Annotated in this window: 13 protein-coding genes; 8 read left to right on the top strand and 5 right to left on the bottom strand. The window is 44.1% G+C overall.

Translation table 11 applies throughout. From position 1 onward, the window contains the following. The first annotated feature begins 54 nt into the window (after positions 1-54). The 4 genes from D1136_RS09660 (at position 55) to pepT (ending at position 5,961) form a co-directional block, all read left to right on the top strand. Positions 55-882: an AAA family ATPase gene (locus D1136_RS09660; protein ID WP_161877435.1), complete on the top strand. Its 828-nt coding sequence runs from the start codon at positions 55-57 to the stop codon at positions 880-882. Further along, positions 879-2,603 (top strand): VWA domain-containing protein, encoded by a 1,725-nt coding sequence (locus tag D1136_RS09655; RefSeq protein WP_161877434.1) that lies wholly within the window; start codon positions 879-881, stop codon positions 2,601-2,603. The genes D1136_RS09660 and D1136_RS09655 overlap by 4 nt, the downstream gene beginning before the upstream one ends. Before the next feature lie 133 nt (positions 2,604-2,736). Beyond that, complete coding sequence (locus D1136_RS09650) at positions 2,737-4,701, top strand: OPT family oligopeptide transporter (protein ID WP_161877433.1); 1,965 nt, start codon at positions 2,737-2,739, stop codon at positions 4,699-4,701. A gap of 42 nt (positions 4,702-4,743) precedes the next feature. Beyond that, positions 4,744-5,961 (top strand): peptidase T, encoded by a 1,218-nt coding sequence (pepT, locus tag D1136_RS09645; RefSeq protein WP_161877432.1) that lies wholly within the window; start codon positions 4,744-4,746, stop codon positions 5,959-5,961. 116 nt (positions 5,962-6,077) lie between these two features. Here the strand turns inward: pepT and D1136_RS09640 are convergent, their stop codons facing one another. The 5 genes from D1136_RS09640 to mce form a co-directional block, all read right to left on the bottom strand. Next, positions 6,078-7,274 (bottom strand): sodium ion-translocating decarboxylase subunit beta, encoded by a 1,197-nt coding sequence (locus D1136_RS09640; protein ID WP_370461330.1) that lies wholly within the window; start codon positions 7,272-7,274, stop codon positions 6,078-6,080. 469 nt (positions 7,275-7,743) lie between these two features. Then, on the bottom strand, positions 7,744-8,172 hold the full coding sequence (locus D1136_RS09635) for a biotin/lipoyl-containing protein (protein ID WP_161877431.1): 429 nt from the start codon (positions 8,170-8,172) through the stop codon (positions 7,744-7,746). Positions 8,173-8,265: 93 nt separating this feature from the next. Beyond that, positions 8,266-8,634 carry an OadG family protein gene (locus tag D1136_RS09630; RefSeq protein ID WP_161877430.1) on the bottom strand — a complete coding sequence of 123 codons (369 nt, stop codon included), beginning with the start codon at positions 8,632-8,634 and terminating at the stop codon, positions 8,266-8,268. A 12-nt stretch (positions 8,635-8,646) separates the two neighbouring features. Then, a complete protein-coding gene (locus D1136_RS09625; protein WP_161877429.1) occupies positions 8,647-10,209 on the bottom strand; it encodes an acyl-CoA carboxylase subunit beta in 1,563 nt (520 codons plus the stop codon). Between the two features lie 49 nt (positions 10,210-10,258). Next, positions 10,259-10,663, bottom strand: a complete 405-nt coding sequence (gene mce / locus D1136_RS09620) for a methylmalonyl-CoA epimerase (RefSeq protein WP_161877428.1) — start codon at positions 10,661-10,663, stop codon at positions 10,259-10,261. 296 nt (positions 10,664-10,959) lie between these two features. Here mce and D1136_RS09615 point away from each other — a divergent pair, with 296 nt between their 5' ends. The 4 genes from D1136_RS09615 to D1136_RS09600 all read left to right on the top strand — a co-directional run bounded on the left by D1136_RS09615 (position 10,960) and on the right by D1136_RS09600 (position 15,006). After that, positions 10,960-11,385: a hypothetical protein gene (locus D1136_RS09615; RefSeq protein ID WP_161877427.1), complete on the top strand. Its 426-nt coding sequence runs from the start codon at positions 10,960-10,962 to the stop codon at positions 11,383-11,385. An 86-nt stretch (positions 11,386-11,471) separates the two neighbouring features. Then, positions 11,472-12,863 (top strand): aminopeptidase P family protein, encoded by a 1,392-nt coding sequence (locus D1136_RS09610; RefSeq protein ID WP_161877426.1) that lies wholly within the window; start codon positions 11,472-11,474, stop codon positions 12,861-12,863. A 166-nt stretch (positions 12,864-13,029) separates the two neighbouring features. After that, the gene (dnaN, locus tag D1136_RS09605; protein ID WP_161877425.1) at positions 13,030-14,154 is read left to right on the top strand and encodes a DNA polymerase III subunit beta; all 1,125 of its coding nucleotides are present in this window, start codon (positions 13,030-13,032) and stop codon (positions 14,152-14,154) included. A 72-nt stretch (positions 14,155-14,226) separates the two neighbouring features. Then, entirely contained in the window at positions 14,227-15,006 is a 780-nt protein-coding gene (locus tag D1136_RS09600) for a 3'-5' exonuclease (protein WP_161877424.1), read from the top strand. Positions 15,007-15,024 lie beyond the last annotated feature (18 nt).

The following is a 15,024-nucleotide window of genomic DNA, read 5'->3' as shown; positions in this document are numbered from 1 at the left end:
GTTGGGTATGGAAAATGTGAAATTGGAAAAATGGTGAATTTGAAATAAGAATATATGCAATCGAATAGAACAACTTCGTTTACCCCTCCGAAGCATTCGGGGGATTTGTGTATTCCGCAGCAAAAATGGGAGTTTTTATGCCATACGCTTTTTCTGAAAAAATATCCTTTTTTGCTGGGACCTAAGGGATGTGGAAAATCTTCGGTGGCGATGGAATTGGCGGTGGCGATGAAAATGGATTATTATGCTTTTGATATGGGGCAGGCTTTTAAGCCGAAGAAGATGTTTCTGGGGGGATTGGTTATCGGGGATGAAGGAAAGACTGTTGCTGTCCGTTCTGAATTTTTTACGGCTTTTACGGCGGAACGTCCTACGCTGATTTTTTTGGATGAATTGACCCGTATTCCGATGGTTGCGGCGAATTTTCTGATGACTATTCTGGATCGCAGACAATCTTATCTGTATGATGAAGATTCCGGAATCCGGTATAATAAAGGCGAGAATGTGTTGTTTGCCGCGGCAGGGAATACCGGTTTTGCTTATGTTTCCACCCAACGGCTGGATTCTGCTTTTGAGGACCGTTTCGTAAAAGTGCAGTTGGACTACCTTACGCCGGAAGAGGAAGCTGGGCTGATTGTACAGCGTTTTCCTGCTGTGAAGAGGGTTGTGGCGCAGCAATTGGCCGATGTGGCCCGGTTGTTGCGTCAGGCAGAACAGAAAGAGGCATTGACCGTATCGCTTTCTACCCGTCAGGTGCTTGATGCGGCAGCTTATCTGCAGTTGGGATATACTTTGCGGGAGGTGGTGGAGGAAGTGATTCTGACCAATTATGTAATTGCCGGAGAGCAGCTGGTGGCACGTTCTTTAGTGCAAATGATATGAACCGGACTGAGATTGAAGCTATTTACCGGCAGGAGGTTCTCGACCGGGGTTGGTGGGGGGACTTTCCTGAACCTCAGGAATTGTTGGGAAAGGATTTTCCGGAAACTTCCAATGTTTACAGTTTGATGCCGGTATGTGCCCGTATAGCTTTACAGGTGACCGGTGAATTGCCGCGGGTTGTTTTCTCGAAAGATGCCCATGTTTCTGCCGGTTTTGATGCTGTGATACTCAATCCCGAAATTCTCTCCATGCGGGTATCGGAGAAAATCCGTTCGGAAGTTTTTTTCGGGCAGTACATCCATCAGTTGGGACATATTTGTTATAGCCGTGGTGTTTATGAAAGGTACAATTGCAGTTTTCAGCAAAAGTATTTCATTCATCTTATTGAAGACCGGAGGGTGGAGGGCAGGATGGTCAGGGCCTATCCGGGTTATTATTACTATTTGCATGCAGCCCGGAAAATAGGGTTTGTGTTGGCTTTGCTGAGGGCGGAACAGGAATTGAAGTTTACGGATTTGGATGATGTACGTTATCATTATTTAGCTACCCGGATTTTATATCCGGAATTACTGGATTATGAGATTTTCCGGGAACGTTTGCTGCCTCATAGAAGCCGTATCGGCTGGATTGATTTGTTGCTGGACGAGATTACCGATTATGCGGCTCTGGAGCCGGAACAGGTGGCAGGCCTTGCCCGTCGGATTAGTGCCCGTTTCCTTTCCAGGCCGGATGAGGAGGCTCCGAAGATGTTTAACTACTATTCTAAGGTGATGATGAATTTGCCGTTAGAGGTGGAAGGAGCTCCGGTGGATATTGATGTTAAAATTCTTGACGATTTGTTTTTGGATTTAAATAAATCGTTGGAGTTGACGCCTTTTGATGAGCAGATTGAGGGAGAAACGAAAGGAGCCTTGAAAAGAGCCGGTAGTCCGGTATCGGAACGGTACCGGGAGCTGGAGGCTTCCTGCGGGGTCATTGATTTTCAGGTGATGCGTAAGGCCCGGGAGCTGGCAGCTAAAATTCGTCTGAATTTTTTGACTTTCCAGGCCAAAATGAATAAAAGTTGTGTGTTTTACGAGCAGGAAAGCGGGGAGTTAGATGAAGACGAATTGTATCAGGTGCGCTTTAACCCGCATGTTTTTATGGAAGAGTTTCCTGCTCCTTCCGCCATGCTGGAGGTCGTGATTATGCTGGATCTGTCCGGTTCCATGACCGATGAGAATAAACTGGAATTGCAATTGGTGTTATCGGTTGCCCTGGCTATTGCGTTTGAGGCAAATCCGGATATTCGTTTTTCGATATACGGTCACCGGGTGAAGCAGGAACGTGTAGAAATCGTGAAGTTTCATGAAGCGGGGAAGCGGTTAGAAATAAAAAAACTTTTTTCGCAAGAGGGAATGTATGTAAATGCAGATGGTTTTGCTATTGCTTATGCTTTACAGAAGTTCCGGGCCCGTACGCAGAATAAGCTCCTTTTTATGATTTCCGACGGGACACCGACTGCGGCAGCGGGAAAAAAAGATCCCCGGATACATGTCCGGGAAATGGTCCGGGAGGCACAGCGGATGGGAGTGATTGTACTTTCTATCGGGATTTCCAATTTCAACCAATCGGATATGTATGATGAATTTATTCCTTATTCCGGTCCGGAAGTGACAACCCGGTTAGTGCAATGGCTGCGCCGGAAGTTTACGAACATCGCTGACGGGGCCACTTTTTAAGCGGTGTTTTACATGCTTCACAGAGGGTAAAAGAGAGTTTTGCTTATCTTTTTACTTGTAGTCTTTTACTTTTTTACTTTAAATCCTTATTTTTGAAAATTATATATAGCAGGAATTTATTAAATACAATTTTATGGAACAAGAAGAGCAAAAGCTGAATTCATTGCCTGATAACGCATATCGGGAATTAAAACCGGGTGAGGAGTATAAACCGATTATGCCGGCGCGGACTCAACCGAAGGAAGTCACCACTTATTCGGTGGTCTTTGGTATTATTATGGCTATCATCTTTTCGGCGGCGGCCGCTTATTTAGGCCTGAAAGTCGGGCAGGTTTTTGAAGCTGCTATTCCCATTGCCATTATAGCTGTCGGTTGTGGAAACCTGATGAAAAAAAACAATATGCTGGGACAGAATGTGATTATCCAGTCCATTGGTGCCAGTTCGGGTGTGATTGTTGCCGGGGCTATTTTTACTCTTCCCGCTTTGTATATTTTGGGATTAGATGCAAAGTTCTATCAGATTTTCTTATCTTCTTTGTTGGGAGGCTTATTGGGTATTCTGATGCTGATTCCTTTCCGGAAATATTTTGTAAAAGACATGCACGGTAAATATCCTTTTCCCGAGGCTACTGCTACGACGGAAGTGCTGGTTTCCGGGGAAAAAAAGGGAAATCAGGCGAAGCTTCTGGCTGTGAGCGGATTAATCGGTGGATTGTACGACTTTTTTATCAGTACCTTCGGATGGTGGACAGAAAATGTTTCTACACGGATTATCGGTTGGGGAGATATGCTGGCTGAAAAGGCCAAACTGGTGTTTAAAGTGAATACCGGAGCGGCTGTGTTGGGCTTGGGATATATTGTCGGTTTGAAGTATGCGGCCATTATCTGTGCCGGTTCCTTTACGGTGTGGTTTGTTTTGATTCCTTTTCTGAGTTATTTTGCCGATGGGCAGACGTTGGTAGTCGGAGAAGGGGTGACTGCCTTGATCCGGGACATGTCTCCGGAGCAGATTTTTACCCATTATGCCCGTCATATCGGTATCGGAGGCATTGCCATGGCTGGTATTATCGGAATTATTAAATCATCCGGTATCATTCGACAGGCTTTGGGATTGGCTGTTAAGGAACTGGGTGGCAAAAAAGGAAATGAGGAGGTGGCTGAGCGTACTCAGCGCGATCTTTCCATGAAGTTTATTATGACCGGATTGCTGGCTACTTTGATTACCACATTCATTTTCTTTCAGTTCGGGGTTTTGGGAAATCTGTTTCAGACCATTGTGGCTATTTTGATAGTTTTTGTGATTTCTTTTCTTTTTACGACAGTAGCTGCTAATGCCATTGCCATTGTGGGTACCAATCCTGTTTCCGGTATGACTTTGATGACATTGATACTGGCTTCTTTGGTATTGGTTAGTGCCGGTTTGAGTGGAACGAGCGGCATGATGGCGGCGATGGTCATCGGTGGTGTGGTGTGTACCGCTTTATCTATGGCAGGAGGGTTTATAACCGACCTGAAGATCGGTTACTGGATAGGTACGACTCCGGTTAAACAGGAGAAATGGAAATTTTTAGGAACGGTTGTTTCTGCAGCAACGGTGGCAGGCGTAATGATGGTCCTGAACCAGACTTACGGTTTTGTCGGGGAGAATGCTTTGGTTGCACCCCAGGCAAATGCTATGGCTGCTGTGATTAAACCTTTGATGGAAGGCGGAGCTACTCCCTGGATGCTGTATTTTGCCGGCGCTGCTTTGGCTTTAATCCTGACGATGATCGGAGTACCTGCTTTGGCATTTGCCCTGGGAATGTTCATTCCTTTGGATTTAAACACCCCGCTGTTGATTGGGGGATTGGTCAGCTGGTATGTTTCTACCCGTAGCAAAGAGGAGAAAGTGAATAAAATACGCCGGGAACGGGGAACATTGATTGCTTCCGGTTTCATTGCCGGCGGGGCTTTAATGGGAGTTGTGAGTGCTGTTTTGAAATATTTCGGAGCGGATTGGGATATGAGTTGGAGCGGAGCGGAGTGGCTGGCTGTTGTGATGTATATTGCCATCATCGGGTATTTCATCTGGGATTCGCTGAGGGCCCGGGAGGAATAAGCATTATAGATTTTAAATGGATTTATTTAATAAACTGAAATCATGGAATTAAAAGAACGTTTTTTTAAATACGTCGGTTTTGATACCCAGAGCGATCCGGAGAGTGATACTTTTCCTTCTACTGCCAAGCAGTTGCTGTTGTTGAATTTTTTAGCGGAAGAAATGAAGGGGCTTGGGCTGGAAGACGTGGAAGTGGATGCTAACGGTTATGCCATGGGAACTATTCCGGCAACTCCGGGCTATGAAAACCGTCCGGTAATCGGGTTTATCTCTCATGTAGATACCAGTCCGGATATGAGCGGGGCAAATATCAAACCCCAGGTGATTCCGGAGTATGACGGCGGAGATATAAAATTGAATGAAGGGCTTACCATGACGGTGGCTGATTTTCCGGAGCTGGCCTTTTATAAAGGACATACCCTGATTACAACGGATGGCACAACTCTGCTCGGGGCGGATGATAAGGCCGGGGTGGCGGAGATTATGACGGTTGCGGAATATCTGGTGCAGCATCCGGAAGTAAAGCACGGAAAAATACGGATCGGATTTACGCCTGATGAAGAAATAGGACGAGGGGTAGACTTTTTTGATGTAGAGCACTTTGGAGCTAAGTTTGCTTATACTGTGGACGGAGGTTTTGAAGGGGAATTGGAATATGAGAATTTTAATGCAGCCAGTGCAAAAATTGAGGTGCAGGGCCGTAATATCCATCCGGGATATGCTAAAGATAAGATGCTGAATGCTTTGCAGGTGGTGCATGAATTGAACAGTTTGCTGCCTCCCTGCCAACGTCCCGAACATACGGAAGGATACGAAGGATTCTATCACTTGGTCGGAGTAAAAGGGGAGGTGGAGCAAGCTTCTTGTGAATATATTATTCGGGACCATTCCCGGGTGAAATTTGAGGAGAAAAAGCGGTTTATCGAGGCGGCAGTCGCTTTATTGCAACAGAAATACGGTGAAGGTGTCATTAAATTGACGTTGAAGGACCAGTATTATAATATGCGTGAAATGGTTGAGCCTTATCCGGAAGTGATTGATAAAGCTTTTCAGGCAATGAGGGAGGCTGATGTGACTCCGATTGTACGTCCGATTCGCGGAGGGACGGATGGAGCCCGCTTGTCGTATATGGGATTGCCTTGTCCGAATTTATTTACCGGAGGTATGAATTTTCACGGCAAATATGAGTATTGTTCGTTAAATACGATGCAAAAGGCGGTGCAGACTCTTCTGAACCTGGTGAAACTCTGGGCGGAATAAAGTGCAATAGGTTGCTGGTATGATTGAGGCAACCTGCTCTTTTGAGACCGATGTTCTTATAAAAAAAAGTCCGAAAATATTTCGGACTTTTTTTATTTATAGGCCTGTGGAGCTTTTTACATCAAAAAGCTTAATAAGGTACCGGCAGCAACAGCGGAACCGATAACTCCCGATACGTTGGGGGCCATAGCATGCATCAGCAAGTAATTGGTCGGATCGTTTTTCAGACCGAGATTTTGCACAACGCGGGCGCTGTCGGGCACTGCAGATACTCCGGCAGCTCCGATCATCGGGTTGATCGGATTATTTTTAGGAGATAACCAATTCATAATTTTAGCGAACAATACACCGCTGGCAGTTGCTATTACAAAGGAGAAAGCACCTAAAACAAATATCTTGATGGAAGTTTCCGTTAAGAATACATCTGCCTGAGTGGAAGCTCCTACGGTAATACCCAACAGCATGGTGATGGTATCAATCAAAGCATTGCTGGCGGTATTGGCCAAACGGTTGGTTACGGTAGATTCTTTCAGTAGGTTACCGAAGAATAACATACCCAGCAGTGGCAGGGCTGAAGGTGCAATAAAAGCAGTCAGCAGCAATCCGATGATGGGGAACAATTGTTTTTCCAGTCGGCTGACAGCACGCGGAGCCCGCATTTTTATCTGACGTTCTTTTTTTGTCGTCAGCAAGTTAATGATGGGGGGCTGGATAACCGGAACCAAAGCCATGTAGGAATAGGCTGCAATAGCAATCGGTCCGATCAGGTTTTTCACCAATTCTCCATTAGCCATCATATTCACTCCGTTGGCTAATTTTGAGGACAGGAAGATGGCTGTAGGCCCGTCAGCACCTCCGATGATGCCGATGGCTCCGGCTTCCGGTGCAGGGAATCCTAACCATAAAGCTCCTAAGAAGGTGATAAAGATACCGATTTGAGCGGCAGCTCCCAGCAACATCAACCGGGGATTGGAGATCAGGGAAGAGAAGTCGGTCATGGCTCCGATACCCAAGAAGATCAAGGGGGGATACCAGCCGTTAATCACTCCGGAATAGAGGATATTCAATACCGATCCCGGTTCATATATACCTAATTTTAAATTGAAGGCTTCACCCATGTAAAAAGGAATGTTACCGATGATGATACCCATTCCGATAGGTATCAATAGCATGGGTTCATAATCAAACTTAATGGCCAGCCAGATAAAAAAGAGGGCCACCAGAATCATGAAAAGATTTCCCAGGGTAGCGTTGGCAAATCCTGTAAATTCCCAGAAATTTTTTATTCCGGCCACTGCATCCGAATAATGGATGGCAGTCAGGGAAGGGTGTCCGAATTCCAGTTTGTCACCGTTTATGGTTCCTGTACGGGTACCCAGTTCTACTACAATGTCATGTGTGACGTAGCCCTGTCCTGAAGCGTTGGGATCCAGATTGGGAGAAAATTCCGTTATTTTTTTGCGTTTATAAGTCATGATGACTTGGTTGCCTTCTAATTCCCAGGTTCCGGTATACCGTTGCTTTATGGAATCCATTGTAAAGGTATGGTCTTTAAAAAAGGAATATACCTTGTAACGGGCTATGGTTTGTTCTTTTTGCTCCGGCTTGAGATCCTGTTTACGGATGGCTTTTGGGATGTAGCCTTCCGCTTTGTTCATCCATTTGCCGTGAACAAGCTCTTCTTCTATGCTACGGCCGTTTGACGCCTGGCAGAAGTTTCCGCACAATGCAATCAGCAGGGAGGATAGCACGATGAAAATCACTTTCTTCATATTTCTGTTTTTATGCTATTTCTACTAATGTATCTCCCTGGAGGACTGCGTCTCCTTCTTTTACTTTAACAGCTTGAACCACACCGCCTTTTTCGGCCATAACATTATTATCCATTTTCATGGCTTCCATAATGATGACGCATTCACCGGCTTTTACTGTAGCTCCTACAGTGATGTTGATTTTTTTGATTGTACCGGGTAGGGGGGAATTGATTTTATAGCTTCCGCTGCCTCCTTCGGATTTTTTGATTTCTCCTTCACCGGGTTTGTTTACTACCGGTTTACGGGCCAATACGGGAGTTTTGGTTTTTTTCTCTTCTCCTTGTATTTCGATCTGGTAAGGAGTTCCGTTCACGGATACCGTTACATTTGTTCCGTCAAATTCTCCTACTTCAGCTTCGTAGGATTGACCGTTTATTTTGAATTTGTATTTTTTCATTGTATTTTTCTTTTATATGAGGACTTTTCCGGGTTTTAGCCTGCCGGTTTGGCCTTCATTTTCTACATTACTGTGGATAGCAAGTCCTTGTTGTTACTTTTTTACAGGCTGATTTTGCACCCCGTAAATTTTAGAACTCCACGGAGAATATTGCTTAGTTGCATTTTTAATGGTGATGATGTTGCTTTCTTCATCATGCAGTTCATTAAAATACAAATGCAGAGCCATGGCTATTGCTGCATTCACATCACCTTCGACATTGACATGGGCAGTTTCCGGAACGGGAGTTCCGGATTTTCTCAGTTTGCTTTTTATGTTCCAGGTCAGAAGTTTAGGAATGGTCATAAAAATACAAACCAGAATACCCAGTGCAGCAAAAACCACCATGATACTCACAACCGAGATGGTATATCCTCCGGCTTCGGCTGCCAGGTCTGTAGCTAACAGGATTAAACTTGTCATATTCGCTTTGGATTATAAAGGTATATTACTGTGTTTCTTCGGTGGGTTCACCACTTTTTTAGTCCGCAGGCTTTCGAATGCGCGAATGACGCGGAAACGTGTATTCCGGGGTTCAATCACATCATCAATATAACCGTAAGAAGCAGCCTGATATGGGTTGGCAAATGCGTCATCATAGGCATCTACTTTTTCCTGTATGAATTTAGCTTTTTCTTCCGGATTTTCGATGGCAGCGACTTCTTTTCCGTACAATACCTCAATTGCTCCGGATGCTCCCATCACGGCAATCTGAGCACTTGGCCATGCATAGTTGGCATCTCCTCGGAGTTGTTTACAAGACATCACGTCGTGTGCTCCTCCGTAAGATTTTCTTAGGGTGACAGTTACTTTCGGAACGGTGGCTTCGCCGTAAGCGAATAACAATTTAGCACCGTGAATGATAATACCGCCGTATTCCTGTCCGCTACCCGGTAAGAATCCCGGAACATCGACCAGCGTCAGGATAGGAATATTGAAACAATCGCAGAAGCGGACAAAACGGGCTGCTTTGCGGGAAGCCTGAATATCCAGTACACCTGCCAGGAAGCTGGGCTGGTTGGCAATGACGCCTACCGGCATACCGCCCATGCGGCAGAAACCGACGATGATATTTTTAGCGAAGTTGCGGTGTACTTCCAGGAATTCGCCGTTATCTACAATGGCTTCAATAACTTGTACCATGTCGTAAGGCTGGTTGGGGTTGTCCGGAATTAAGGTGTTCAGGCTGTCTTCCAGGCGGTCAATCGGGTCGGTACAGTCGATAATCGGAGCGTCTTCCAGATTGTTGGACGGCAGGTAAGATAATAATTTACGGATAATCATGATGCCTTCTTCTTCGTTTTCCACGCGGAAATGGGCAACTCCTGATTTGGTGGAGTGGATACTTGCACCTCCCAGGTCTTCCGTACTGATATCTTCTCCGGTGACTGTTTTAACCACTTTGGGTCCGGTTACAAACATATAGGAAGTATCATCGGTCATCAGGATAAAGTCGGTGAGGGCCGGAGAGTATACAGCTCCTCCTGCACACGGACCGAAAATAGCAGAAATCTGAGGGATCACACCTGATGCCAAAATGTTACGTTCGAATATTTCGGCATATCCGGCCAAGGAGGTGACTCCTTCCTGAATACGGGCACCACCCGAATCGTTCAGACCGATTACCGGAGCACCGGCAATCATGGCTTTGTCCATTACTTTACAGATTTTTTGAGCTAAGGTTTCGGACAAGGCTCCTCCGAATACGGTGAAATCTTGTGCAAATACGAAAACCAGACGGCCGTCAATTGTTCCTTGACCGGTTACTACGCCATCACCCAAAAATTTGGTTTTTTCCATACCGAAATTGGTACAGCGGTGGGTGACGAACATATCGAATTCTTCGAAGCTGCCTTCATCCAGCAACATTTCGATTCTTTCGCGGGCAGTTTGTTTCCCTTTTTTATGCTGGGATTCGATTCTTTTTTCACCGCCGCCTAACTTAGCCTGTACCCGTAGGTCAATCAGTTTCTTTACTTTATCTTGGTTTGTGGCCATAAATTATAATTTGAAGATTTGAAAATTCTGAAAGTATCCTGAGCTGTATTTATTTTTTTCCGCAAAGTTCCGTTAAAACACGGTTGGTTGATTTCGGGTGAAGGAAACCAATCTGCAGACCTTCTGCACCGGCGCGCGGAGCTTTGTCTATCAGTTGGCACCCTGCTTCGGCTGCTTCATTCAGTGCCTGGGCTACATCTTCTACTGCGAATGCCATGTGATGCATGCCGCCGCCGTTTTTCTCAACGAATTTACCAATCGGTCCTTCCGGATCTGTAGATTCCAGTAATTCAATCTTAGTCTGGCCTACCTGGAAGAAAGCGGTTTTTACTTTCTGGTCCTTTACTTCTTCGATGGCATAACATTTCAGCCCCAAGATATTTTCATAAAAAGGAATAGCTTCGTCAAGGCTTTTTACAGCAATGCCGATGTGTTCAATATGAGTTGGTTTCATAATAAATATGGATTAAAATAATTGTAAAATATTTGTTCTTCAGTTATTTATATATGTATCGTCTATATGCACATTCTGAAAACGCTGTTTCCGAAAACGTTTTATTTTAAAAAGCGTTTCAAAATTACAGATTGTTCTTCCGATTATCAAATAAAAGACTAAGATAATTTATGAGTTTAGAATTGTTCTAAATAATTGCCGATGCGGAATGGTTTTGGGAGATTCCGGTCTTCATGGGGAAGGAACTTTTGGGCTGTTTAGGCGTATTAAGATGAGAATACTAAAATCCAAGAATTATGAACAGACAAAGATTGGTTGTGATTGTACTTGCTGTCACCGGCATGATTGCCACTTTTTTACCTTGGTATAGGATTGCTCAGGCGGGAACCTTGTCGGGGATTTCTTCTTTCGGGTGGTTTACTTTTATCATGTTTCTCATTGTTGTAGTATTGGCCTTGTGTAAGAATCTCCGCGAACCTTTGGGCATGGGGGTTGCCTGGAGTATCGGTATTGTCAGTTTCCTGGCTTCTTTCATCATGTTGTGGCGGATGACGGATGTTTGGTTTGCCCGGGAAGGGATATTTAGTTTTGGAACTGCGATGGAGTCTGTTCCGGGAAGTCAGATATCCATGGCTTATGCATCCTGGATGATAGTCGCGGTGGGTATATTGATACCTTGTGCAGTTTATTTGTTTCGGAAACATCCCTGGCGTAGGGTGTAGCAGAATTATTTTTAATGGACGGAGTTTTTTTAGCTTTTTTTCCTTATCTTGTGACACTTTTTGAATGATATTTAAAATTAAAAGATATGTTTGAAACAAGTGTTTACAAAAACAGACGTGCCCGTTTGTGTGAGAAAATGGAGCATGGCCTGGTGTTGATTTTAGGTAATGGGGAAGCTTCTGCCAATTATAAAGACAATACCTATAAGTTTCGCCAGGATAGTTCTTTCCTTTATTTTTTCGGTCTGAATCTGCCTGACTTTGCCGGGGTAATTGATCTGGATTCCGGTGAAGAGTATATATTCGGTAATGATGTGGATATTGATGATATTATCTGGATGGGACCTCAACCCAGTGTGAAGGATCTGGCTGCCGGCGTAGGGGTGAAAAATACGGCTCCTTTTGTGAAATTGGGGGATTGTTTAAGGGAAGCACTTGCTCAGGGCCGGAAGATTCATTTTTTACCTCCTTACCGTTTCCGCAACAAATTGCTGATTGAAGATTTGATAGGTATCCATCATTCTTTGGTCAAAGAATATGCTTCTTTGGAATTAATCCGGGCTGTTGTGGCATTGCGTTCTGTTAAAGAACCGTGTGAGATAGACGAAATTACAAAAGCCTGCAATGTCGGATATGAAATGCATACGGCTGCTATGCGGAATTGTAAGCCGGGAGTAAAAGAGCAGTATATTGCAGGGGTGCTGGAAGGGATTGCGGCTTCTTACGGCAGCATGGTATCTTTTCCGGTGATTTTGTCACAACATGGAGAAACGCTTCATAATCATGACCATAGTCAGATATTGGAGAGAGGACGTTTGATGCTCACGGATGCCGGTGCCGAGGAGGTCTCCAATTATTGTTCTGATTTTACACGGACTATTCCGGTGGGCGGAAAATTTACGGAACGCCAGAAAGAGATTTATAATATTGTGTTGGCTTCTAATAATAAAGCCATTGAGATTGCCAAACCGGGTGTGACCTATCAGCATGTTCATCTGGAAGTATGCAAAGTATTGGCCCAGGGATTGAAGGATGTCGGATTGATGCAGGGGGATGTGGAAGAGGCCGTTGCTGCCGGGGCTCATGCTTTATTTATGCCTCATGGTCTGGGACATATGATGGGACTGGATGTGCACGATATGGAAGATCTGGGACAAATATACGTGGGTTATGATGAGGAGACCCGTCCGATTGACCAGTTCGGAACTTCCTCCTTGCGTATGGGGCGTCGTTTGCAGGAAGGTTTTGTCATTACCGATGAGCCCGGATGTTATTTTATTCCGGCTTTGATTGATCAATGGAAAGCGCAGGGGTTACACAAGGAGTTCCTGAATTACAGCAAAATTGAAACATATAAGGATTTCGGAGGTATTCGTCTGGAAGATGATATTTTGATTATTCCCGGAGGTTCCCGATTCCTGGGAGATAAACGCACTCCGATTACGGTTGAGGAAGTGGAAGGAATTATGGGAGAGTAAAAACAGATACGTATTCCGGATATCTGAAGTAGAGGTATATGAAATATTATACCTCTATTTTTTCGGGAAAAATCTTTTTGGGGTAAATTTTTATATCAAGGGAAAAAATACTAATTTAGGCGTTCATTTCACTTGAAGTATATTAAAAACATAAAATATTGAACTTATGAAGTTTGTTATATCAAGTAATACGATGCTGACTCGTTTACAGGCGGTAAGTAAGGTGATCGGAGGAAAAAACGTGCAACCTATCCTGGATAATATTTTGTTGGTAGCTACAGAAGGTATGTTATACGCTACGGCTTCCGATAAAGAGACGACCATGGAAGCGAAAATAGAACTGGAGAGTCTGGAGGAAGAAGGCCGGATCACCATTCCTGCCAAACGTTTGTTGGATATTCTGAAAGAATTTCCGGAACAGCCATTGACTTTTGATATCAATACAGAGACGAATGAGGTAAAGATTATTTCAGAAAAAGGTGAATTCTCTGTGCCTGGTGAGAGTGCCGAGGATTATCCTATTCAATCTGCATTGGGTGAGAATAGTAATGAATTGACAACGAAATGCGGATTGGTGCTGGAAGGCATTGTGAAGACTATTTTCGCAACAGCAAACGATGAGTTACGTCCGGTGATGAATTGTATTCTCATTGAGATGAACGAGGATAATTTTACTTTTGTAGCTTCCGACGCACATAAGCTGGTTCGTTATAAACGTTTTGACGCTAAGAGTGAAAACGGTCAGTTTACTTTGGTATTGCCCAAGAAACCGGCATTGATGCTGAAAAATATTTTACCGAAAGATGATTCGGAATTGCGTCTGTCTTTCAATGATAAGATGGCTTGTTTCGTATTTGGGAATTATAAAATGACTTCAACATTGGTAGAGGGCCGTTTCCCGAATTATAATGCCGTTATTCCTCAGAACAACCCGAAAAAGGTTATTATGGAAAAGAAGGAGTTGTACAATTCTCTGCGTCGGGTTTCTGTGATGGCCAGTGAGGTGAGCAATCTGGTTAAATTTGAGGTTTCTGATAATCGCATTATTATTTCTGCCCAGGATATGGATTATTCCATGTCGGGGCATGAAACCCTTTCCTGCCAGTATGAAGGAGAAAGTATGGCTATAGGCTTCCGCGCCGCATTTGTCCTTGAAATCCTTTCCAATATAGAATCTGAAAATATGGTTCTGGAGTTGTCAGACCCGACTCGTCCGGGATTGTTCCTGCCTTATGAAAATGAGGATAAGGATGAGGATTTATTGATGTTATTGATGCCGATGATGGTTTAATACCTGGTCGGAAGAATAAAAATAGGGAGTCGTTTGGGAGGCCAGACGACTCTTAAAATATATGGTGTTATTATGGATTTGAATTTAGCTAATCCCATTGTTTTCTTTGATTTGGAGACAACAGGGGTAAATATTGCCAAAGACCGGATTGTGGAAATTTCGGTATTGAAAGTGTTTCCTAATGGAAAAGAGGAGCAAAAAACCATCCGGGTGAATCCTGAGATGCATATCCCTGAGGAGGCATCCCAGGTGCATGGGATTTATGATGAGGATGTAAAGGATTGTCCCAGTTTTAAAAATCTGGCGAAGGAATTGGCACATTATATAGAAGGGTGTGATTTAGGGGGATTTAATTCGAATCGTTTTGATATACCTTTGCTGGCGGAGGAATTTTTGCGTGTTGGTATAGATTTCGATATGAGCAAACGGAAGTTTGTGGATGTACAGACTATTTTTCATAAGATGGAGCAGCGTACCCTATCTGCAGCCTATCATTTTTATTGCGGTAAATGTCTGGAAGATGCCCATACTGCGGCTGCCGATACGATGGCAACCTATGAGGTATTGAAGGCTCAGCTGGACAAATACGGGGACAAACTGGAGAATAATATCGGGTTTTTGAGTGAATTTTCTGCCCAGAATAAAAACGTTGACTTTGCAGGTTTTATCATTTACGATGAGAAAGGAGTGGAGGTATTTAATTTCGGGAAAAACAAAGGAATTCCGGTAGAAAAAGTATTGAGAGAGCAGCAGGGGTATTACGACTGGATGATGAAAAGTGATTTTCCGCTTTATACTAAAAAAGTGTTGACAAAAATCAAGCTGAAAAGCTCGGGTATGGTTGTTCATTGATTTGGATAGTGGAAGGGA

Origin of the sequence: Odoribacter sp. Z80 (assembly GCF_009935865.1) — a bacterium.
Lineage (GTDB): Bacteria > Bacteroidota > Bacteroidia > Bacteroidales > Marinifilaceae > Odoribacter.
Note: the sequence above shows the minus strand (reverse complement) of the source record. Positions and strands in the feature narration are given on the sequence as shown.